Raw genomic sequence first — 20,663 nt, 5'->3', positions numbered from 1 at the left:
TGCCGGCCAGTTGCCCGGAAAGCCGGTCAGGGGGCGACCTCGGGGCGGCGGTCGGCGAGCGCCAGGGCGGGGGCGGTGACCAGCAGGGCGAGGGGGTAGAGCAGGTAGCCGAAGCGGGTCGAGGGCATCAGCAGGATCGCGGCGAGCAGCCCGTACCCGCAGATCAGCGCGGTGGCGGCGGCGGTGCGCGGCGGGCGGCGCAGCAGCCGGACGGCGATCGCCACCCCGACGGCGACCAGCAGCGCGGCGGCGACCACCCGGCCGGCGGGCAGCGCGCTCGCGATCAGGTGGCCGGGGAACGGGGACTGCGCGGGGCTGGTCACCAGCCCGTGCCCGAGCGGGAAGCGCAGCACGTTCTCCACCAGGGCGTCGCGGTCGACCAGCAGCACGGGGAGCAGCGCGAGGACCGGCAGGCCGAGGGCGCCCAGGGCGGTGCGCAGGCCGGCCCGGCGGGTGACGGCCCAGCAGACCAGCACGACCGCCACCGGCCAGGCGAAGAGCTTCAACGCGCCGGCCACCCCGACCGCGAGGCCCGCGCGGCCGGGCCGGCCGGCGGCGGCGAGGGCCAGGGCGAGCAGGCAGAGCGCGAGTACGGGCAGGTCGTCGCCGCCGGTGGCCAGAGTGAGCGCGCAGACCGGTAGGACGGTGGCCGCCTGCACGGCGCGCAGCACGGCGGCGTCCCGCCGGGGTGCGGCGGGGCCTGCGGTGGCCCGCAGGGTGAGCACGGCGGCGGCCAGCGCCAGCGCCGTGACCAGGGCGAACCAGACCCGCGCGTCGGTCCACCAGGCGTCGGCGGCGGCCCGGGGCAGCCCGAACAGCGCCATCCCGGGCTGGTAGGGGGTGTAGCCGAGCAGTTGCTCGCCGGGGGGCAGGGCGGCGATCGCGTCGTGCCCGAGATAGGGGGTGCCGTGCTCGGCGAGCCGCTCGCCGGCGTGTTCGACCACGATCACCTCCTCCTGGGCCCGGTCGGTCCGCCCACCGGCCCGCTGGATGCTCTGCGCGATGACCGGCAGCACGGCGGTGGTGGCCCAGGCGAAGCCCGTCACCGCCCAGCGGGCGGGCAGGCCGGCGAGGGGGGTGCCGGGGCGCCGGCGCCGGGCCAGGAGTTGGCCGGCGGCGGCGAGCGCCGCCAGCCCGTACCCGATGGTGGCGAGCGTGCCCCACGCGCGGTGCGGCAGCAGCGTGGAGGTGGCGGCGGTGACCGCGGCGAACACCGCGGAGACGGCGTAGAGGCCGAGGTCGAGGGGGAGGCCGCCGCCGGCGGTGTCGACCGCCTGCCAGCGGCGGATGGCGGGGGCGGTCCGGTCGGCGTCGGCGGTCACGCCGGCCAGTCTGGCAGACCGGCGCCGCCGGTCGACTCACCGATCTTGGCGGGTCGCCCGTGGTCAGGGAGCCGGCGTGGCGGTGCGGTTGCGACCGCCGCCGGTGCGGCGGCCGGGCAGGCGGATCACCGCGCCCGCGTCGTGCAGCGCCGGCGCGAGGGCACCCGGGCGGCCGCCGGCCCCCCGCTGGAGGGCGGCGAGCAGCGTGCCGGACGGCAGCGGCCGGGCGAACAGGTGGCCCTGCCCGGCGGCGCAGCCCAGCTCCCAGAGCGCCCGCCGTTGCGGCTCGCTCTCCACGCCCTCGGCCACCACGGTCAGGTCGAGGCTGCGGCCCAGGTCCAGCGTGGAGCGGATCACCGCGGCGGCCTCGGCCGTGCTCTCCATCGCGGTGACGAAGCTCCGGTCGATCTTCAGCTCGTGCACGGGGATCCGGGAGAGCAGCGACAGGGAGGAGTAGCCGGTGCCGAAGTCGTCCAGGGCCAGCCGTACGCCGGAGTCGCGCAGCCGGCTGAGCACCCGGTCCACCACGTCGAGCTGGCTGAGTGTCAGGGTCTCGGTCAGCTCCAGCACGAGCCGGTCCGGCGGCAGGTCGTGCGCCCTCAGCCGGGCCAGCACCGCCCCGGGGAAGCGAGCGTCGAGGAGGCTGCGCGGCGACACGTTCACCGAGACCGGCAGGTCGAAGCCGGCGTCCCGCCAGGAACCGGCGGCGATCAGCGCCTGGTCGAGGATCGCCTCCGCGAAGGCGGGCAGCAGCCCGGAGCGCTCGACCGCCTCCAGGAACCGCAGCGGGTCGATCATGCCGTGCGTCGGGTGGTGCCAGCGGGCCAGCGCCTCCGCGCCGATCACCTCGCCGCTGCCCAGGTCGACGATCGGCTGGAAGTTGACGGTGAACTCGTGGTCGGCGACGGCCCGGGGCAGTTCGCCGCCCAGGGTGAGCCGGCCCAGGTCGGCGGTGTCGCGGGTCGGGGCGTACGTGGCGATCCGCTGGCCAGCCCGCTTGGCCTGGTACATCGCCACGTCGGCGCGGCGCAGCAGCTCGGGCATCCCGCCGCTGGCCGGGGCGACCGCGATGCCGCCGCTGGCCTCCACGCTGATCCGCATGCCGTCCAGGTCGAGCGGCTCGTGCAGCGCGGCCAGCAGCGCCTCGGCACGGTGCGCGGCGACCGCCGGGGCGGGCAGGCCGCGCAGCAGGACGGCGAACTCGTCGCCGCCGAGCCGGGCCACCAGGTCGTCGGGGCGGGTCGCGCCGCGCAGCCGGTCGGCGACCTGCGTCAGCACCCGGTCGCCGGCGCCGTGCCCGAGGGTGTCGTTGACCTCCTTGAAATGGTTGAGGTCGATCAGCACCAGGGCGGTGATGCCGTCGGCGTGCCGGTTGGTGAGCTGCTCGGTGCCCTCGTCGAGCAGGTGCCGCCGGTTGGAGAGCCCGGTGAGCGCGTCGTGGGTGGCGGCGTACGCGTGCTCGTCGGCGATCCGGGCCAGCTCGGCGTACGCCTGGGCGTTGCGGACCGCCGTGCAGAGCGCCGACGCGAAGGTACGCAGCGTGTACTGCTCCCGCTCGGACAACTCGACCGGCCCGGCGAACCGCAGCCGCAGCACCCCGATGTCGGCGGTCTGGTCGTGCCCTTCGAGGCGGGTGGTGAGCACTGAGCCCTCGATCGCGCTGGGTGTGCCGGCCGGCCCGCGGAGGGTGATGACGCCACCGGCCCCCCGGACCAACCGCCCCTCCTCGCGAAGCTCGATGTCGACCTCGTCGGCGGAGAAGAGTTCGGTGGCCTGGGTGACCGCCGTGGTGAGCACCTGGTCGAGGTCGACCACGTTGAGCGCGTCGGTGGTGCGCGCCAGGCGTTGCCACGCCTCCCGCTCGGCCCGGCTGCGCACCCGGCTGGAGTTGGCCAGGTGCAGGCTCAGGACGAGGGGCGGGACGACCACCAGAAAGGTCGGGTTGAGCCGGAGGATGAGCAGGGTGGACAGGACCACCGAGAAGCGGGCGAGCACACTCGCCAGCCGGAGGTCGAGCTGCTGCCGGAAGCGGTTGAGGATCGGCGTCCCGGTGGCGAACGCAAGGACCGGGAACATGAGCAGCTCGTCCAGCACCACGACGGTCAGGTAGGCCAGCACCAGGGCGGGCAGGGAGCGGCCGATCGATCCGGACCACGGCCAGGTCCAGCCGGCGGCGAGCAGGACCAGCCCGCCCGCGGCGGCGAGCGTCATCTCCTTGGCGATGCCGAAGGCCAGCTTGATGGGGGGCAGCCGGTTGATCGTGCGCGCGATTGCGACGCCCAGCCCGGTTGCGATGATCACCCACGGCACCGGCGCGACGGCCAGCCCGATGACCGACGCGGCGTCCGTCCAGGAAATGCCGTGGGTCGTGGCCCGGATACGGATGCGGACATTGACGGTGGCGGCGACGGCAATGAGGAACGTGAGTGTGGCGGCCCGCGTGACGTGTGTCTGGGTCATCAGGCCGCGGCTGTCAATCATCCGGAGGCTGACCAGCGCCGAGACCCCGGCGGTAAACACGACGAGACCGACTAGCAGCAGCAGCCGCCGATCGGTCCCAGTGTCGCGTGCAAGGGTGCGAGTCACGTCATGGCCTCCACCGCGCGTTCCGTAGCGGTGCGTGTACCCGTACTGTACGGCCCGCTCAGGCGGCCGGAAAGGTCGCTCACATCCAGTCGTTGCCGCGCATCTGCCTAGCCCTTCGCTCGATCCTGCGGAGCCGTTGTCGTCGACCCCCACCGACGCAGCACAGCTTATGGCGTTTAGGCCGAGTTGGTAACATTAGATGTCCATATGCGCATAATGCGCTAATGCCGCCGCCTCTTGTCACTCGCTGTCTTTGCCTGAAGACTGAACGCATATTCGGGGCGGGGTTCCAATGCGATTATCGAGTGCCCTCGTCCACGATGTCTCTAGTCGTTTGGGCACTGGCTTACATCACACCCGGCAGGTCCACGGACCGGAAAAATGTCGTCGCTCTCTGATATCTTTTGAAGTCGTGCGGCAGATCGCGCACTATCTTCCTTTGGGACGCCTTACGCATATATTGGCGGGGAATGCAGTTATTTGATTTGGCTGCGGAGGAAGGATTTGGCGGACGTCCGGCTCCTGGGGGAACCCGAGGCGTGGTGGGGGTCGACCCGGCTGCCGCTGGGCACACCGAAACAGCAGCTCGTGCTGGCGATGCTCGCCCTGCGCGCCGGCCGGGTCGTCACCATCGACGCCCTCGTCGACGAGCTGTGGCCGGAACTGCCGCCGCGGTCCGCGGTGCCCAATGTGCGGAGCTACGCGGGCAATCTTCGCCGACAGTTCGACCGGCACGGCGGCCCGACCATCGTCCGGCTTTCCGGCGGTTACCGGTTGGACCTGACTGACGAGCAGGTGGACGTACGCCGGTTCGAGCAGCAGGTTGGCGCCGCAGCCCGACCGCCTGGTCGCGCGGTGCCGTCCACATCGCGGACGCGCTGCTCAGCCAGGCCGAGCGGCTGTGGCGGGGGCCGCTCGCGGCCGGGCTGCCGGTGGGTCCGGTACTCGCCGCACGCCGCGCGGCCCTGGACGAGCAGCGACTGTCCGCCGTCGAACTCCGGGCCAGGCTGGAGCTCGAGCTCGGCCGGACCAGATCCGCGATCGCCTGCCTCACCGACCACGTGGTGACCCACCCTTACCGGGAGCAGGCGCATGCCCTGCTCGCTCGCGCCCGTTACGCGGACGGCGATCCCGCCGGGGCGCTCGCCGCGATCCGTCGGGCGGAGGCCGTGCTCGCCGACCAGCTAGGCATCAAGCCGGGCAGCGAGTTGCGCCGACGGCCCGGAACGCGCGCCCGGTCGTACCCGGCGGATAGGCTCGCGGCCGTGACCGAACCCGCGCAGCTCACCCACGTCGACCCGGCCGGCGCGGCCCGGATGGTCGACGTCTCCGCCAAGCCGGTGTCCGGCCGGCTCGCGGTCGCCGCCGGCCGGCTCCGCACCACCGCCGAGGTGGTCGAGCTGCTGCGCCGCGACGGCCTGCCCAAGGGAGACGCTCTGGCGGTCGGCCGGCTCGCCGGGATCATGGGGGCCAAGCGCACTCCCGACCTGATCCCGCTCTGCCACCCGATCGCCCTGCACGGCGTCACCGTCGACCTGCGTCTCACCGACGACACGGTCGAGATCACCGCCACGGCGAGGACCGCCGACCGGACGGGGGTCGAGATGGAGGCGCTCACCGCGGTGGCCGTCGCCGGGCTCGCCCTGGTCGACATGGTCAAGGCGGTCGACCCGGCGGCCTCGGTGGACGCCGTCCGGGTGCTGCGCAAGGAGGGCGGCAAGACCGGCGAGTGGGTCCGGCCGGAGGACCGGCCGTGATCCGGGCCCGGGTGGTCGTGGCCTCGAACCGGGCCGCCGCCGGGGTCTACGCGGACACCAGTGGCCCGCTGCTCGTCGCCGGCCTGCGGGAGTTGGGCTGCGAGGTCGACGAGCCGGTGGTGGTGCCCGACGGCGAGCCGGTCGGCGAGGCGCTGCGGGCGGCCCGCGACGAGGGCGTCGACGTGGTGCTGACCAGCGGCGGCACGGGGGTCACCCCGACCGACCGCACCCCCGAGGTGACCCGCCCCCTGCTCGACTATGAGATCCCCGGCATCGCCGAGGCGATCCGGGCGCACAGCCGCGACGCGGTGCCGACGGCCGCGCTGTCCCGTGGGCTGGCCGGGGTGGCCGGCCGGATGCTGGTGGTGAACCTGCCGGGCTCGCGCGGCGGGGCGAAGGACGGGCTGGCGGTGCTCGGGCCGATCCTGCGGCACACGGTCGACCAGCTCCGCGGCGGCGACCACTGACCACGCGCCCTGGAGCCCTCGGCCGACCGGCCGGGGATAGGCTCGGTCGATGAGCACGGAAACCGCAGCCGCCGCGGCCGAGGTCGCCGCGCCGCCGCCGGCCGGGTGGGAGGAGGCCCGCTCCCGGGTGTACGCGGTGGGTCTCGCCGCCGCGCTCCCCGCGGTCAGCCGGCCGCTCGCCGACGCCGACGGGCACACCCTGGCCGAGCCGCTGACCCCGCAGACCGATCTTCCCGCCTTCCCGACCTCCAGCGTGGACGGCTGGGCGGTGCGCGGGGACGGCCCGTGGCAGGTGGTCGGCCGGGTGCTCGCCGGGCACACCCCGCCCCCGCTGGAGGCCGACGGCAGCACGGTGGAGATCGCCACCGGCGCGATGGTCCCCGAGGGCGCGACGGCGATCCTGCGGATCGAGGAATCGACCCGGACCGCCGACGGCCGGGTGGCCGGCACGCCCCGCCCGGCGCCGGAGTGGCGTGAGCCGGGCGAGGAGGCGTACGCCGGGGAGGAGCTGTTGCCCGCCGGCACGCCGGTCGACCCGGCGGTGCTCGGCCTGGCCGCCTCCTGCGGGCACGACACCCTGCGGGTCCGCCGCCGGCCCCGGGCCGCGCTTCTGGTCTTCGGTGACGAGCTGCTGACCTCGGGCCCGCCGGGGGCCGGCCGGGTCCGTGACGCGCTCGGCCCGTCGGTTCCCGCCTGGCTGCGCCGGTACGGCTGCCAGGTGCGCCCCGCCGACGTGGTCGGTCCGGTGGCCGACACGCTGCCCGCCCACGTGGCCGCGTTGCGCGCCGCGCTGGCCGACGCCGACCTGGTCTGCACCACCGGCGGCACCATGCACGGCCCGGTCGACCACCTGCACCCGACGCTGGAGGCGCTTGGCGCCGACTACGTGGTGAACACCGTGGCGGTCCGGCCGGGCTTCCCCATGCTGCTGGCCCGGCTGGTCGACAACGACGGCCGGGTGCGCTTCGTGGCCGGCCTGCCGGGCAACCCCCAGTCCGCCGTCGTCGCGCTGGTCTCGCTGGTCGCACCGCTGCTCGCCGGCCTGCAGGGTCGGCCGATGCCGGTGCTGCCGCAGGTCACCCTGGCCGAGCCGGTCCCGGGGCGGGGCGACCACACCCACCTCGCCCTGGTGCGTTGGGACCGGGTCGCGGGCACCGCGCATCCGGTCAGGCACGTCGGCTCGGCGATGCTGCGCGGCCTGGCCGGCGCGGACGGCTTCGCGGTGATCCGGCCGGGCACGAGCGGCGCGGCCGGCGACCGGGTGCCGGTGGTGCCGCTGCAGCTGACCCCCGGGGAGCGGGCATGGTGAGCGCGAGCCCGGAGGCGGCGAACCAGGGTGGAACGGCCGGTGTGGTCCTCGGCGCGGTGACCGACCGGCCGCTGGACCTGGCCGCGCACGAGGCGGCGGTCGCCGACCGCCGGGCCGGCGCGGTGGTCTCGTTCCAGGGCGTGGTCCGCGACCACGATCACGGGCGCACGGTCGACCTGCTGGAGTACGAGGGCCACCCGACCGCCGAGGCCGTGCTGCGCGAGGTGGCGGCCGAGATCGCCGCCGACCCCGAGGTGTACGCGGTGGCCGTGTCGCACCGGATCGGTCCGCTGGAGATCGGCGACGTGGCACTGGTGGCGGCGGTCAGCACCGCGCACCGGGCGGCGGCCTTCGCGGCCTGCGCGCGGCTGGTCGACGAGGTGAAGGCGCGGCTGCCGATCTGGAAGCGGCAGGTGTTCGCCGACGGCACCGAGGAGTGGGTGAACTGCCCCTGACGGTCAGCGCCGGGCGGCGAGCTGGGCCGTCCGGGCCAGCCGGTCGTGGTAGAACGCCGGCTCGGCGCCGGGACGCCAGGGCAGCGCCGCGACCAGCACGATCAGGGCGATCGCCAGGGAGTTCTCCATCAGCGCGCCGAACAGGCCGTCCTGGTAGTGGGACACCTCGGGGAGCTGGTGCTCGTACGGCCAGATCGGCGAGATGAGGAAGAGCAGGTAGAGCCCGAGCGCGCCCACCCCGTGCCGGAGCCCGGTCAGGGTCGGGTACCAGATCGGCGGGCGCAGCGCCGGGACGCCCGTGGCCGGCGGCGTGCCGGTGACCCGGGGCAGCAGGCCGCGGATCGCCTCGCGGCGGCGTACCGCGGCGTCGGCCAGCACGATGATCGCCGGGATGACCCAGACCAGGTGGTGCGACCAGGAGATCGGGCTGATCACGTTGGCGGTGAGCCCGACCAGGGTGAACGCGGTCAGCTCGTCGCCGTCGGCGCGGGCGCTGGCCGCCCGGGACAGCCCGAGCGCCAGCATCAGCACCGAGAAGGCCAGCCACAGCAGGCCCGGTGTGTCGATCGAGTCGTAGAGCCGGGCCAGCAGGCCGGCGAGCGACTGGTTGGCGGTCATGTCCGCCGCGCCCACCCGCTCGGTCTGCCAGAGCACGCTGGTGAAGTACGTCCGCGACTCCTCGCCGACCAACCCGAACGTCGCGATGGTGACGCCGATGGTGGTGCCGACCGCGGTCAGCGCGGCCCGCCACTGCCGGGTGATCACCAGGTATCCCACGAACAGCGCCGGGGTGAGCTTGACCGCGGTGGCCAGCCCGATGCCGACCCCCGCCCAGGCGCCGCTGTAGACGAACCGGGCCAGCGCCGAGTCGGCGGTCTCGTAGTGGGTGCCGCGCCGGGCCCGCCAGCGCAGGCCGACGAGGTCCGCCATGATCAGCGCGAAGAGAAGCAGGTTGACCTGGCCGTAGCCGAGGGTCTCCCGGGACGGCTCGATGGCAACGGCCAGCGGGGTGGCGATGCCGACGGTGAACCAGAGCGACCAGCCCAGCCGGTCGACGATCGGGCGCAGCAGCGCGGCCAGGACGACGGCGAGCGCGGCGATGCTGGCCAGGGCGTTGAGCCAGCCCGCGGCGTCGACCGGCAACCAGGACATCGGCAGCATGGCCAGGCCGGCGAAGGGCGGGTACGTGAAGCCCAGGGTGGTCGACGGGGCGATGAAGTCGTACAGCTCGTTGCCGCTCGCCCAGTACACCACCGCGCCGTGGTAGATCTTCATGTCGAAGAAGTTGTACGGCCGCCCGAAGGCGCCGATGGCGAGCCAGGCGGCGTAGGCGACGGCGGCCACGACGCCGGTCCGTGCGACCGTCCTGCGTTCGATCCCCCGGGTCGCGCGATGGAGGGGAGCGAGGCGGTCCGTCCGTCTACCGACTGTCGTCGGCATGGCGTGGCCACCCCCGTACCAAGGTCGTCCTGTCCGTCCAGGTCCAGCACGGAGCCTAGAACGGCGCCTCACGTCACTGCCTCCCGCGTTATGCGACCGTGTCCGATCCCACACGTGTTTTTGACATTTCCGCCGGGTTAACGGGTCTCGGACGGTTCAGGTGATTGGTGGCCTTGCGGGGGTGGTGGCCGTATCGATGCAGGTCAGCCTGGGATTCGGCGGGCGGTGGCCGCCGAGCGTACGGCGATCTTCGCCTCCCGGCGGGCGGTCCGGACCGCCCGTTGCACCGAGCGGCGCGAGTGGTTGATCCGGTGGCCGGTACGCCAGCGGAGCCCCGGCTTGCCCTCGGTGTCGGCGGCGGCGAGGAGGAGACCGCCGAAGAGCCCGAGGTTCTTCAGGAAGTGGATCTGGTTGTTGTTCCGCGCCGCCGGGTCGTCGTTGTTCCAGAAGGGATGGCCCGCGGCGGTGGTCGGCACCAGGGTGCCGGCGAGGACGAGCGCGGCCGGCCGGGTGAACTTGCCGGTCGCCAGCATCAGCCCGGCGATCAGCTGGGTGGCCGAGTTGGCCCGGACCAGCGTCGCGGTGTCGGTGGGGATGCGGGGGTTCAGGTTCTGGATCAGCGGAGCGACCTTGTCGGTGATCGGCTGCGCGGCCGGGACGAGCCGTCCCGGGTTCCGCAGGTTGCGGGCGCCGCTGACCACGAAGATGCCGCTCAACATGACGCGGGCGAGGGAGCGCACGGGCTTCATGGCTCAGTCATACCCCGTCGCGACCCTCGGCACCCCTGCAACACCCGAAAGGGATCGGCCGACGTGGACGTCCGCACGGTACCGATTTCAGCGACCGTCGCGGATGGACGGCCTCCGCGCGGTAAGGTCGCGCGGGTGACGACCCTGCGACTCCGACCCGAGGACCCGGCGGACGAGGCGCCGGTCGCCCGGGTGCTGGCCGCCGCGTTCGCCCGCCCCGACGTGACCACCCCGCCCGAGGTGGGGCTGGTGGAGGAACTGCGGCACAGCGACGCCTGGATCCCGGAGCTGGCCATGGTCGCCGAGTACGGCGGCGAGGTGGTGGGCTACGCGCTGCTCACCCGGGTGCAGGTGCGCACCGACGGCGGCACCTGGCCGGCACTGGCGCTCGGCCCGGTGGCGGTCGCCCCGCACCGGCAGCGGATCGGGCACGGCGCGGCCGTGGTGCAGGCCGCCCTCGACGCCGCGACCGAACTGGGCGAGCGGCTCGTGGTGGTCCTGGGCGACCCGGCGTACTACCGCCGGTTCGGGTTCGGCCGGGCGGACCGGCTGGGGCTGACCAGCCCGTGGTCGGGGCTGGGGGAGCCGTGGCAGGCGCTGGTGCTGCCGCCGTCCACCAGCGACGAGCCGCCGCCCCCGTCCGGCGAGGTGGTCTTCCCGCCGCCCTGGTCCAAGGTCTGACCGGCGGTCAGGCCGGCTGGGTGCGCAGGTAGCGGCCGAAGTGCGGGACGGTGAAGGCGACCGTCCCCCGCTCGCCGGAGTAGATGAGCCCCTTCTTGATCAGCGCGTCGCGGGCCGGCGAGAGGCTGGCCGGCTTGCGGCCGAGCGCCCGGGCGATCTCCGCGGTGGGCACCGCCGCGTCCATGTCGTCGCGACCGCTCTCCTCCCCGTCCACCAGCGCGAGCGTCGCCATGGCGCGCATGTACTCGCGTTCGGCCGGGGTGGCCCGCTCGAACCGGGAGCCGAAGAAGCCCACCGCCAGCTCGGCCTCCGCCTCGGGCGCGGCGACCCGGACGTCCGCGGCGGTGATCGGCGAGCGGGGCGCGTGGTCCCAGGTGGCCTTCCCGTACGCCTGGACGAAGTACGGGTAGCCGCCGGACTTCTCGTAGAGCAGGTCGAGGGCCTTCTGCTCGTACTCGACCTCCTCCCGTTCGGCCGGGGCGCAGAGCGCCTGGTCGGCGGCGATCCGGTCCAGCCGGTCGATCCGCTGGTAGCGGAAGAGCCGCTCGGAGTACGACTTCGCGGCGCTCAGCACGGCCGGCAGGTGCGGCAGCCCGGCGCCCACCACGATCAGCGGCGCGCCGAGCTGGGACAGCTCGTGGCAGGCGGCGCAGAGCGCGGACACGTCCTCCGCACCGAGGTCCTGCATCTCGTCGATGAAGATCGCGATGCCGGTGCCCACGTCGGTGGCGACCGCGGCGGCGTCGGTGAGCAGCTCGACCAGGTCGATCTCGATGTCCCCGGAGTCGGCCCGGCCGCTGCTGGCCGGCACGTCGATGCCGGGCTGCCAGCGGTCGCGCAGCTTCGGGGCGGCCCCGCCGCGCCCGGCCGGCACGGCCCGCTGGGCGAACGCCTTGAGCACGCCGAGGAAGGCGTCGATCCGGTCGGGGGCGCGGTGCCGGGGGGCCAGCTCGCGGACCGCCATGTGCAGGGCGGCGCCGACCGGCCGGCGCAGCGACTGGTCCGGGCGGGCCTCGATCTTGCCGGTGCCCCAGAGGTGGTTGATGGCCTGCGAGCGCAGGGTGTTGAGCAGGACGGTCTTGCCGACGCCGCGCAGCCCGGTGAGCATCAGGCTGCGTTCCGGCCGGCCGCGCGCGATTCGCTCCAGCACCACGTCGAAGACGTCCAGCTCCCGCCCCCGCCCGGCGAGTTCGGGCGGGCGCTGGCCGGCGCCCGGGGCGTACGGGTTGCGGACCGGATCCACGAATCGCACAGTATCGGGCCGTCTAGTGGCCGGGCTAGACATGCGTAGATGCAACTACCGCGTGTCGGGCCGTCGAGACAAAACTAGGGCTGTCTAGCGTGGATGCTAGACAGCCCTAGTTTGGGCTACGGTCCTACCGCCGCTTGAGGCAGAGCACGAAGTCGAGGGTGTCGAGCTGGCTGTCGAAGAAGTACCAGTCGGTGTAGCCGTCGACCTTGGCGCACTTCGACTCGGCGTCCTTCTTGCCGCTGGTCGAACCGTCGATGCGGCGCAGCACCTGGTAGGTCTTCGCTCCGCACTCGGTGATCACCAGCTTCGGCTGGCCGGAGCCGCCCTCGTTGGCGACGCACTGGCCCGCCTTCACGAAACGCGGGTCGGTCGAGGACGCCGGGGCCGGCGGGGTGGTCGCCGCGTCGGCCGGCTCGCTCGCCGCGTCGGTCGGGCCGGCGGCCGGCGCCGACGAGGACGCCGTCCCGCCCGTCGGCGCGTCGTCGTCCCGGCCGAGCACCCAGTACGCCCCGGCGCCGCCGAGCAGCAGCACCGCCAGCACGACCAGCACCACGAGCAGCGGGCCCTTGCCGCGCTTCGGCGGCGTCGGCTCGGCGTACGGCGGCTGGCCGCCGTAGCCCGGATCGGCCGGGTAGCCCTGGTAGGGCGGGGCGGCCGGCGGCGGGCCGGCGTTCCAGGCGGGGGCCGGCTCGTAGCCCTGGGTCGGCTGGTCGTAACGCTGGGTGGGCGGCTCGTAGTGCGGCGTCGGTGGCTCGCCCCAGCCGCCCGGCTGCCCGCCGTACCCCGGGTCGTAGCGCGGATCGGCCGGCGGAGCGTACCCGTCGTCGGGGCGCCGTCCACCCCACGGCTCGGGGGAGCCGCCGCCCGGTGGTCCGAAGTTCGACATGAACGCCCTCCTGCGTACGCCAGTGCTGAGAGGCCGGCCACCAACGGGGGACGCCGACGCCGTGGTCACCGTAGCGTGGTCCACCGATGAGCTCACGCCCCACGAGTGCGACGCCCGCCCTCGACCGCCCCGCCGCCCCGGCCCGCCCGGCCCTGATCTGGACCGCGCTGGTTCTCGTCTACGTGCTCTGGGGCTCGACCTACCTGGGCATCCGGGTCGCGGTCGAGTCCCTGCCGCCGCTCACCTCCGCCGCGCTGCGGTTCGCCGCCGCCGCGGCGGTGCTCGCCCTGGTGCTGCGGCTGCGCCGGGGGCCGGGTGCGCTCCGCGTCGACCGGCGGCAGCTCGGCTCGGCCGCGCTGGTCGGCGTGCTGCTGCTGGCCGGCGGCAACGGCCTCGTGGTGCTGGCCGAGTCCGGCCCCGAGGGGACCGCGCTGCCCTCCGGCATCGCCGCGCTGCTGGTGGCCACCGTGCCGCTCCTCGTGGTGCTGCTGCGCACGGGCGGCGGTGACCGGCCCCGGCCGTGGACCTTCGCCGGGGTGGCCCTCGGCTTCGTCGGTCTCGTGCTGCTCGTCCTGCCGAGCGGCGGGTCGACGAGCGTGCCGCTGGTCGGCGCGCTGACCGTCGTCGCGGGGGCGGTCAGCTGGTCGGTCGGCTCGTACCTCTCCAACCGGATCCGGATGCCGGACAACCCGTTCGTGGCCACCGTCTACGAGATGGTCGCCGGCGCGGCGGCGCTCGCCGTGATCGCCACGGTGCGGGGCGAGCTGAACGGCTTCTCCCCCGCCGAGGTGACCGGCCGCTCCTGGGCGGCGCTGGCCTACCTGATGGTGGCGGGCTCGCTGGTGGCCTTCACGGCGTACGTCTGGCTGCTGGCCCACGCCCCGATCTCCCTGGTTTCCACCTACGCGTACGTGAACCCGGCGGTCGCCGTGGCGCTCGGCGCGCTGCTCGCCGCCGAGCCGGTGACCGCGCAGGTGCTGCTCGGCGGCGCGGTGATCGTGGCCGGCGTCGCGGTGGTGGTCAGCACCGAGCGCCCACGCCGGTCGGCGGCACGAGCCGTCGACGGGGCGCCCCCGGAGCCGGCCCGCCGGTAACGTTCCGGCCCGTGTCGGCCGGGCTGGTGACTGGTGTCGCGCTCCTCGGCGCGCTGGCCGGCCGAGCCGCCGTCCCGCTCGCCCACCGCTTCGTCGACACGGCGGCACCGCCCGGGAAGCCGGCGGGGTTCTCGTCGGACGGCCCGGCCGAGCGGGGTACGACGGCCCTGGTGGGCGCGGTGGTGTTCGGCGGGCTGGCCGCCGACCGGGGCGCCGATCCGGCACTCCCCGCCCTCCTGCTGGTGGCGGCGATCGGGCTGGCCCTCGCGGTGGTGGACCTGGCCTGCCTGCGACTGCCCGACCCGCTGGTGGGCGCGGCGGCGCTCGCCGGCGGGCTCGGCCTGGCCGTGACCGCCCTGGTCAGCGGCGTTCCCGGCCGGCTGCTGACCGCCCTCGCCGGCGCGGCCGTTTCCTTCGCCGGCTACGTGCTGCTGGCGCTCCTACCCGGCGCCCGGCTCGGCTTCGGCGACGTCAAGCTCGCCGCCGCGCTCGGCCTGCCGCTCGGCTGGCTCGGCTGGCCGACCCTGGGCCTCGGGCTGCTCCTCCCGCACCTGCTGAACGGGGTGACCGTCCTCGCCCTGCTCGCCGCCGGCCGGGTACGCCGCGACACCCCGCTCCCGCTCGGCCCCGCGATGCTCACCGGCGCCTGGCTGGCGATCCTGCTCGCGTGACCCTCCCGCCCGCGCCGTCGGCGAGGGCGTCCGGAAGGGCCCTCTCTCAGATCAGCCGGAGCTGGCGGTCCTTGGGGCGGCGGGGTTCGGTGTCGCCGAAGCGCTCGAACAGCCCCGCGTCGATCACGTCGAGGAACGGGGACGGGCGGCACTCGCGCTCCGACCCGTGCCGGGTGCGCCGGGCCGCGTGGCTCACGTAGAGCCGGTCCTGGGCCCGGGTCAGCCCGACGAAGAAGAGCCGCCGCTCCTCGGCCACCGCGTTGACGTCCGGCTCCTGACCCGGCCAGCGCAGCGGCAGCAGCCCGTCCTCGGCGCCGACCAGGAAGACCACGGGGAACTCCAGTCCCTTGGCCGCGTGCAGGGTGAGCAGGGTGACCGCCTCGGCGCGCGGGTCGAGGGCGTCCACCTCCGCCCCGGTCGCGAGCTGGGCGAGGAACAGCCCGAGGTCGTCGCCGCAGCGCCGGGCCAGCGGGGTGAGCAGGTCGACCGCGCCCCGGACGTCCTCGGGGCGTACCGCGCCGGAGCCGTCGAGGGTCGGCACGGCGAAGCGCTCCGCCAGGATCTGGCCGGCCAGCCGTACCCGGGCGGCCAGGGAACCGTCGAGCCCGGCGTGCCGCAGCTCGCGGGCGATGGCGGTCACGCCCGGCCGGTCGCGCAGCCGGTCGTGCGAGCGCTTCTGCACCGGGATGTTCGCGCGGGCCAGCGCGTCCACGATGGGCGCGGCCTGCGAGTCGGTGCGGTAGAGCACCGCGATGTCGGAGAAGGACAGCGAGGTGGCCCGACCGTCGATCCGGCCCGAGTCGAGCGAGCGGTGGGAGAGGCCGCCGACCAGGTCGTCGATGGTGCGTACCAGGAAGTCGGCCTCGTCCGCGACGGAGGTCGCGGCGTAGCGACCGACCAGCGGGGCCTCCGGGTCGAGCCGGGCCGGGTCGAGGCGGCGGCCGCGGACCAGGGACGATGGCGCGATGGCCTGCACGGCGGCGGCCAGGATCGGCGCCGACGACCGGTAGTTGCGGTTCAGGCGGACCAGCCGGGCGTCGGTGAAGTCCTGGGAGAAGCGCAGGAAGTAGCCGACGTCCGCGCCCCGGAACGAGTAGATCGCCTGGTCGGGGTCGCCGATGGCGCAGAGGTTGCCGTCGGCCGGGCTGAGCAGCCGCAGCAGCTCGTACTGGACGGCGTCGACGTCCTGGTACTCGTCGACGAAGATCCACTTCCAGCGCTCGCGGTAGTCCCGGACCAGCTTCCGGTCCGCCCTCAGCAGCGCCACCGGCAGGGTGAGCAGCTCGTCCAGGTCGACCAGGTCCCGCTTGCGCAGCAGGGCGGCGTACCGATCGTCGTCGTCGCCGGCCTCCGCGCGGGCGGCGGCCCGGTCGGCGTCGTCGGCGATCCGGAAGTCCGCCGGCAGCCCGGCCGCCTGCGCGTTCTCCCGCAGGATGGTCAGGCCCAGCGAGTGGAAGGTGCCGACGGTGACGTCCTCGGCCACCGGGCCGAGCAGCCCGTCCAGCCGGTGCCGCAGCTCCTCGGCGGCCCGCCGGGTGAAGGTGATCGCGAGGCATTGCTCCGGAAAGACGTTCAGCTCCGCGCAGAGGTAGGCGATCCGGTGCGTCAGCGTGCGGGTCTTGCCGGTGCCCGGGCCGGCCACGATGAGCAGCGGACCGCCCGGCGCGGAGGCGGCCACCCGCTGCATCGCGTCGAGCCGGTCCAGCAGCCCGGTGCCGACCTCCTCCATCCCGGCGAGCATCGGCTCGAACGGCTCGTGCGGGGAGGGCGCCGGCGCGATCGGTGGCGGGGGCGGCGGGGCCGGCTTGCGCTTCGGCTCCGCCTTGGCCGCCGCCGGGCGCCGGGCCTTCGGCTTCGGCGCCGGCTCCGCGGGCTTCCGCTGCGCGGGCACGGGTACGTCGAAGAGCGTGTCCTGGCCGGCGCCCCCGGCCGACGAGCCCAGCTCGGCCGGGTCGAAGAGGGTGATCACGCCGTACTCGCCGTCGTAGCCGGGAACCCGGCGCACCTCGCCGCGGCGCAGCCGGCCGATGCCCTCGGCCAGCAGCTCGCCGCCGACCCGGCCGATCTCGTCCAGCGGGGTACGGGTGAGGATGTCCAGCTCCGGGCCGAGCGCGGCGATCAGCTCGTGGAGCTTCCCCTCGACCTTCTTGGAGCGCGCGCCGACCTTGTTGAGCTCGCCGAGGATCTCGGCCAGCGGCACCAGGTGGGTCACCTCCCGGGCGTGCGCCGGCCGGTGCCCCTCGGGCCGGTCGGCCAGCTCCGCCACCCGGCTCAGTACGCCCACCGTCAGCGGCTTCCCGCACTCCGGGCAGCGCCCGCCGGCCTCCCGGGTGCGCTCCGGGGACCAGTTCACGCCGCAGAGCCGGTGCCCGTCGGCGTGGTACTTGCCCTCCTCCGGGAAGAACTCGATGGTGCCGGCCAGCCCGTCGCCGGTGCGCAGCGCCTCGCGGATGGCGAAGTAGTCGCGGGCCGAGTCGAGGACGGTGGCCTCCCGGGCCAGCGCCGGCGGCGAGTGCGCGTCCGAGTTCGACACCAGCTGGTAGCGGTCCAGGCTGCCGACCCGCCAGTTCATCTCGGGGTCGGAGGAGAGACCGGTCTCCACGGCGAAGATGTGCTCGGCCAGGTCGGCATAGCAGTCGGCGATCGCGTCGAAGCCGGACTTCGAGCCGAGCGCGGAGAACCAGGGCGTCCAGATGTGGGCCGGCACCAGGTAGCCGTCCGGGCTGGCCTCCAGGGTGATCTCCAGCAGGTCGCGGGAGTCCAGCCCGAGGATCGGCCGGCCGTCGGAGCCCAGGTTGCCGATCCGCCCCAGCGCCGCGTTGAACCGGGCCACCGCGTCCAGGTCCGGCAGGTAGATGAGGTGGTGCACCTTCCGGGTCCGGTCGTCCCGCTTGTAGATCGTGGAGATCTCCACGCTGAGCATGAACCGGACCGGGTCCGCCTCCGCCTCGCTCGCCAGCCGGGGCGGCAACCGCCGGGCGATGTCCCGCTCCGCCTCGGGGCTCAGCCGGTAGAGGCCGGGCTCGGCCGGGTGCAGGGTCTCGCGCAGGTGGTCGTACCAGGCGGGGTGGGTGAAGTCACCGGTGCCGAGCACGCCGATGCCCTTGCGTCGGGCCCACCAGCCGAGGTTCGGCAGGGTCAGGTCACGGCTGCACGCGCGCGAGTACTTCGAGTGGATGTGCAGATCCGCGACGAATGGCGGGAGGCCACCGGGGGGTGCGGCGCTGAACGGAGGCACGCCGCATCCTGTCACGCCCGGTCCCCTGCCCGCCCGCCGCCACGCGTACGCGTGACCTGAGCAATGCGGTGCTGGACCGGGCGGCCGGGACGCGCTATGGGGCGCGCAGCTCGACCAGGGTCACCTGCGGCGGCGCGCCCACCCGGACCGGCGGGCCCCAGAAGCCGGCGCCGTTGGTCACGTACACCTTGGTGCCGTCCACCTCGCCCAGCCCGGACACCACCGGCTGCTGGAGCTTCACCAGCAGGTTGAACGGCACCATCTGGCCGCCGTGGGTGTGCCCGGAGAGCTGGAGGTCGACGCCGAACTTCGCCGCCTCCTGCGCCGCCACCGGCTGGTGGGCCAGCAGCACCACGGGGCGGCTCGGGTCGCGGTCGCCGAGGGCGGCGGCGTAGTCGGCGGGTGCGGCCAGCCCGGTGCCGGCGGCGGTGACGTCGTTGACCCCGGCCAGGTCCAGCACACCGCCCCGGGCCCGGATCTCCTGGCGCTCGTTCTGGAGCACCCGCAGGCCGAGCCGGTCCACCTCCCGCACCCACTCCTCCACGCCGGAGTAGTACTCGTGGTTGCCGGTGACGAAGAAGCTGCCGTAGCGGGAGCGCAGGTCGCGCAGTGGTTCCGCGGCCGCGCCCAGCTCGGCCACCGAGCCGTCGACCAGGTCACCGACGACCGCCACCAGGTCGGCGTCGAGCCGGTTGATCATCGCGACGATCCGTTCGGTGTGCGCCCGTCCGCGCAGCGGCCCGAGGTGGATGTCCGAGACGGTGGCGATGCGCAGCCCGTCCATGCTGCGGGGCAGCTTGGCCAGCGGGATCCGCACCCGGTCCAGTCGGGGCGGCCCCATCGCGGTGCGTACGCCGTACCCGGTGACACCCGCGGCGGTGAGCCCGGCGAAGATCGCGGCCCCCCGGGCGAGCAGCAACCGGCGGGACGGGTCGTGGTCCGGCCGGTCCCCGGCGGGGCCGCCCTGCGGTCCGGCGGCCGGCGGCCCGCTGTCCTTGCCGGCCGGCGGCTCGGCGGGCCCCGCCTCCGCCGGCGCGGCGGGCGGCTCCGCGAGCGCGACGGACGACGTGGCGGTGGAGCCGGCCGCCGCCGGCTCCGCGACGTGGCCGGCCACCGAGGCGTCCGCCCGGACGCCGCCGCCCGCCGGCGCCGTCGCCGGCTCGGCAGCCACGCCGGTCGCGGCCCGCTCGCGGCGGCGCAGCACGAGCTTCGCCACCGCCATGGGCACTTCCAGGACCAGCAGCAGCACCAGCAGGTAGAACATCAGGGCCAGCCACAGGTAGCCCGGCCAGGCCAGCCAGTACGAGCCGTTGCGGGTGCCCACCATGGTCGCCGGCACCAGCAGCGCCAGCAGCAGCGCGGCCACGCCACCGGCCTTCCGCCAGCGGCCCGGCCGGGTGGTGTCGCGGACCAGCCGTTTCCACAGGTAGAGATGGATCAGGGCGGTGACGAGCACAGCGAAGCCCACGAAAGTCGCCATCGCCAGCACGAAGAGCCTCCTCAGCCGCCCGCGAAGGGTGGTAGCACGTCGACCGTCGCCCCGGCCGGCAGCGGTGCCTGACGATCATGGCAGGCCAACCCGTCGACCAGGAAACTCGCCGCCTTCAGCACCACGGCCAGCCGCTCGCCGTGCCGCTCGGTCAGCTCGTCGAGCAGTTCGTCGAGCGACCGGCCGGCGGGCGCGGCCTCCTCGGCGCGGCCGGCCGCGGCCCGCGCGCCGGCGAAATAGCGGACGGTGAGCTGCACCGGTCAGCCTCCGATCGCCGACATGGGGCGGGCGGGTTGCAGGAAGGTGGGGTCGTCGATGCCGTGCCCGGCCCGCTTGCCCCACGTCGCGGCTCGCCAGCGCCGGGCCAGTTCCTCGTCGTCCGCCCCGGCGCGCAGCGCGCCGCGCAGGTCGGACTCCTCGGTGGCGAAGAGGCAGTTGCGGACCTGACCGTCGGCGGTGAGCCGGGTCCGGTCGCAGTCGCCGCAGAACGGCCGGGTCACGCTCGCGATCACCCCGACCCGGGCCGGCCCGCCGTCCACCAGCCAGGTCTCGGCCGGGGCCGCGCCCCGCTCACCCGGGTCGGCGGTCAACGCGAACTCGGCGCGCAGGGCCGCGAGGATCTCCTCGGCGGTGACCATGGTCGACCGGTCCCAGCCGTGCTGGGCGTCCAGCGGCATCTGCTCGATGAACCGCAGCTCGTAGCCGTGGGCCAGGGCGAACCGGAGCAGCGCGGGCGCCTCGTCGTCGTTCACCCCGCGCATCAGCACAGAGTTGATCTTCACCGGGGTCAGCCCGGCGGCCGCCGCGCCGGCCAGCCCGGCCAGCACGTCGGCGTGCCGGTCCCGTCGGGTCAGCTCGGCGAACCGGGACCGGTCCAGGGTGTCCAGCGAGACGTTGACCCGGTCCAGCCCGGCGGCGCGCAGGGTGGGCGCGAGGCGGTCCAGGCCGATGCCGTTGGTGGTCAGCGAGATGCGCGGGCGGGGCTCCAACGCGGCCGCCGCCGACACGATGCGGGCCAGGCCCGGCCGGATCAGCGGCTCGCCGCCGGTGAAGCGGACCTCGGTGACGCCGAGCCGGTGCACCGCCACCCGGATCAGCCGGACGATCTCGTCGTCGTCGAGCAACTGCGGCCCGGCCAGCCAGGGCAGCCCCTCGGCCGGCATGCAGTAGGTGCAGCGCAGGTTGCACTTGTCGGTCAGCGAGACCCGCAGGTCCCGGGCGATCCGGCCGTACCGGTCAACGAGGACCCCGTCGGTCGTCATCGGCG

The 20,663-nt window shown here is 74.7% G+C and carries 17 protein-coding genes and 2 pseudogenes; 9 read left to right on the top strand and 10 right to left on the bottom strand.

What is annotated here, in order from left to right:
* Positions 1 to 26: 26 nt before the first annotated feature.
* Both IEY96_RS26110 and IEY96_RS26105 read right to left on the bottom strand, forming a co-directional pair.
* Entirely contained in the window at positions 27 to 1,322 is a 1,296-nt protein-coding gene (locus IEY96_RS26110) for a glycosyltransferase 87 family protein (RefSeq protein ID WP_189197460.1), read from the bottom strand.
* Positions 1,323 to 1,385: 63 nt separating this feature from the next.
* The gene (locus IEY96_RS26105) at positions 1,386 to 3,782 is read right to left on the bottom strand and encodes a putative bifunctional diguanylate cyclase/phosphodiesterase (protein WP_373293648.1); all 2,397 of its coding nucleotides are present in this window, start codon (positions 3,780 to 3,782) and stop codon (positions 1,386 to 1,388) included.
* Between the two features lie 606 nt (positions 3,783 to 4,388).
* Between IEY96_RS26105 and IEY96_RS33425 the strand changes: the two are divergent.
* The 6 genes and pseudogenes from IEY96_RS33425 to IEY96_RS26080 all read left to right on the top strand — a co-directional run.
* Positions 4,389 to 4,670: pseudogene (locus IEY96_RS33425) on the top strand (AfsR/SARP family transcriptional regulator); the annotation flags it as partial.
* Between the two features lie 80 nt (positions 4,671 to 4,750).
* A pseudogene (locus tag IEY96_RS32935) lies at positions 4,751 to 5,113 on the top strand (AfsR/SARP family transcriptional regulator); the annotation flags it as partial.
* Positions 5,114 to 5,173: 60 nt separating this feature from the next.
* On the top strand, positions 5,174 to 5,665 hold the full coding sequence (gene moaC, locus IEY96_RS26095) for a cyclic pyranopterin monophosphate synthase MoaC (RefSeq protein ID WP_189197574.1): 492 nt from the start codon (positions 5,174 to 5,176) through the stop codon (positions 5,663 to 5,665).
* Positions 5,662 to 6,132 (top strand): MogA/MoaB family molybdenum cofactor biosynthesis protein, encoded by a 471-nt coding sequence (locus IEY96_RS26090; RefSeq protein WP_189197457.1) that lies wholly within the window; start codon positions 5,662 to 5,664, stop codon positions 6,130 to 6,132. Before moaC ends, IEY96_RS26090 begins: the two co-directional genes overlap by 4 nt.
* Positions 6,133 to 6,181: 49 nt before the next feature.
* Positions 6,182 to 7,441 (top strand): molybdopterin molybdotransferase MoeA, encoded by a 1,260-nt coding sequence (locus IEY96_RS26085; protein WP_189197456.1) that lies wholly within the window; start codon positions 6,182 to 6,184, stop codon positions 7,439 to 7,441.
* A complete protein-coding gene (locus IEY96_RS26080) occupies positions 7,435 to 7,896 on the top strand; it encodes a molybdenum cofactor biosynthesis protein MoaE (protein ID WP_189197455.1) in 462 nt (153 codons plus the stop codon). Before IEY96_RS26085 ends, IEY96_RS26080 begins: the two co-directional genes overlap by 7 nt.
* Before the next feature lie 3 nt (positions 7,897 to 7,899).
* On the opposite strand, the gene IEY96_RS26075 is transcribed toward IEY96_RS26080, so the two are convergent.
* Together IEY96_RS26075 and IEY96_RS26070 are read right to left on the bottom strand one after the other, a co-directional pair.
* Positions 7,900 to 9,336, bottom strand: coding sequence for a glycosyltransferase 87 family protein (locus IEY96_RS26075; RefSeq protein ID WP_189197454.1), 1,437 nt, complete (start codon positions 9,334 to 9,336; stop codon positions 7,900 to 7,902).
* 203 nt (positions 9,337 to 9,539) lie between these two features.
* Entirely contained in the window at positions 9,540 to 10,085 is a 546-nt protein-coding gene (locus IEY96_RS26070) for a DoxX family protein (protein WP_189197453.1), read from the bottom strand.
* A gap of 135 nt (positions 10,086 to 10,220) precedes the next feature.
* Between IEY96_RS26070 and IEY96_RS26065 the strand changes: the two genes are divergently transcribed.
* Complete coding sequence (locus IEY96_RS26065; RefSeq protein WP_189197452.1) at positions 10,221 to 10,766, top strand: GNAT family N-acetyltransferase; 546 nt, start codon at positions 10,221 to 10,223, stop codon at positions 10,764 to 10,766.
* Positions 10,767 to 10,773: 7 nt separating this feature from the next.
* Here the strand turns inward: IEY96_RS26065 and IEY96_RS26060 are convergent, their stop codons facing one another.
* Positions 10,774 to 12,009: an ATP-binding protein gene (locus tag IEY96_RS26060; RefSeq protein ID WP_189197451.1), complete on the bottom strand. Its 1,236-nt coding sequence runs from the start codon at positions 12,007 to 12,009 to the stop codon at positions 10,774 to 10,776.
* 133 nt (positions 12,010 to 12,142) lie between these two features.
* Positions 12,143 to 12,904 (bottom strand): LppU/SCO3897 family protein, encoded by a 762-nt coding sequence (locus IEY96_RS26055; protein WP_189197450.1) that lies wholly within the window; start codon positions 12,902 to 12,904, stop codon positions 12,143 to 12,145.
* A gap of 86 nt (positions 12,905 to 12,990) precedes the next feature.
* Between IEY96_RS26055 and IEY96_RS26050 the strand changes: the two genes are divergently transcribed.
* Both IEY96_RS26050 and IEY96_RS26045 read left to right on the top strand, forming a co-directional pair.
* Positions 12,991 to 13,998, top strand: a complete 1,008-nt coding sequence (locus IEY96_RS26050; RefSeq protein WP_189197449.1) for an EamA family transporter — start codon at positions 12,991 to 12,993, stop codon at positions 13,996 to 13,998.
* 11 nt (positions 13,999 to 14,009) lie between these two features.
* Positions 14,010 to 14,669, top strand: a complete 660-nt coding sequence (locus IEY96_RS26045) for a prepilin peptidase (protein ID WP_189197448.1) — start codon at positions 14,010 to 14,012, stop codon at positions 14,667 to 14,669.
* Between the two features lie 46 nt (positions 14,670 to 14,715).
* Here the strand turns inward: IEY96_RS26045 and IEY96_RS26040 are convergent, their stop codons facing one another.
* The 4 genes from IEY96_RS26040 to moaA form a co-directional block, all read right to left on the bottom strand.
* Positions 14,716 to 17,907 carry a UvrD-helicase domain-containing protein gene (locus tag IEY96_RS26040; protein ID WP_189197447.1) on the bottom strand — a complete coding sequence of 1,064 codons (3,192 nt, stop codon included), beginning with the start codon at positions 17,905 to 17,907 and terminating at the stop codon, positions 14,716 to 14,718.
* Positions 17,908 to 18,001: 94 nt separating this feature from the next.
* Positions 18,002 to 19,387, bottom strand: coding sequence for a metallophosphoesterase (locus IEY96_RS26035; protein ID WP_229791916.1), 1,386 nt, complete (start codon positions 19,385 to 19,387; stop codon positions 18,002 to 18,004).
* A 20-nt stretch (positions 19,388 to 19,407) separates the two neighbouring features.
* Complete coding sequence (locus tag IEY96_RS26030) at positions 19,408 to 19,653, bottom strand: MoaD/ThiS family protein (protein ID WP_189197445.1); 246 nt, start codon at positions 19,651 to 19,653, stop codon at positions 19,408 to 19,410.
* 3 nt (positions 19,654 to 19,656) lie between these two features.
* Entirely contained in the window at positions 19,657 to 20,658 is a 1,002-nt protein-coding gene (moaA, locus tag IEY96_RS26025) for a GTP 3',8-cyclase MoaA (protein WP_229791925.1), read from the bottom strand.
* Between the last annotated feature and the right edge of the window lie 5 nt (positions 20,659 to 20,663).

It is taken from the genome of Micromonospora fulviviridis (assembly GCF_014648395.1).
GTDB classification, from domain to species: domain Bacteria; phylum Actinomycetota; class Actinomycetes; order Mycobacteriales; family Micromonosporaceae; genus Micromonospora; species Micromonospora fulviviridis.
Note: the sequence above shows the minus strand (reverse complement) of the source record. Positions and strands in the feature narration are given on the sequence as shown.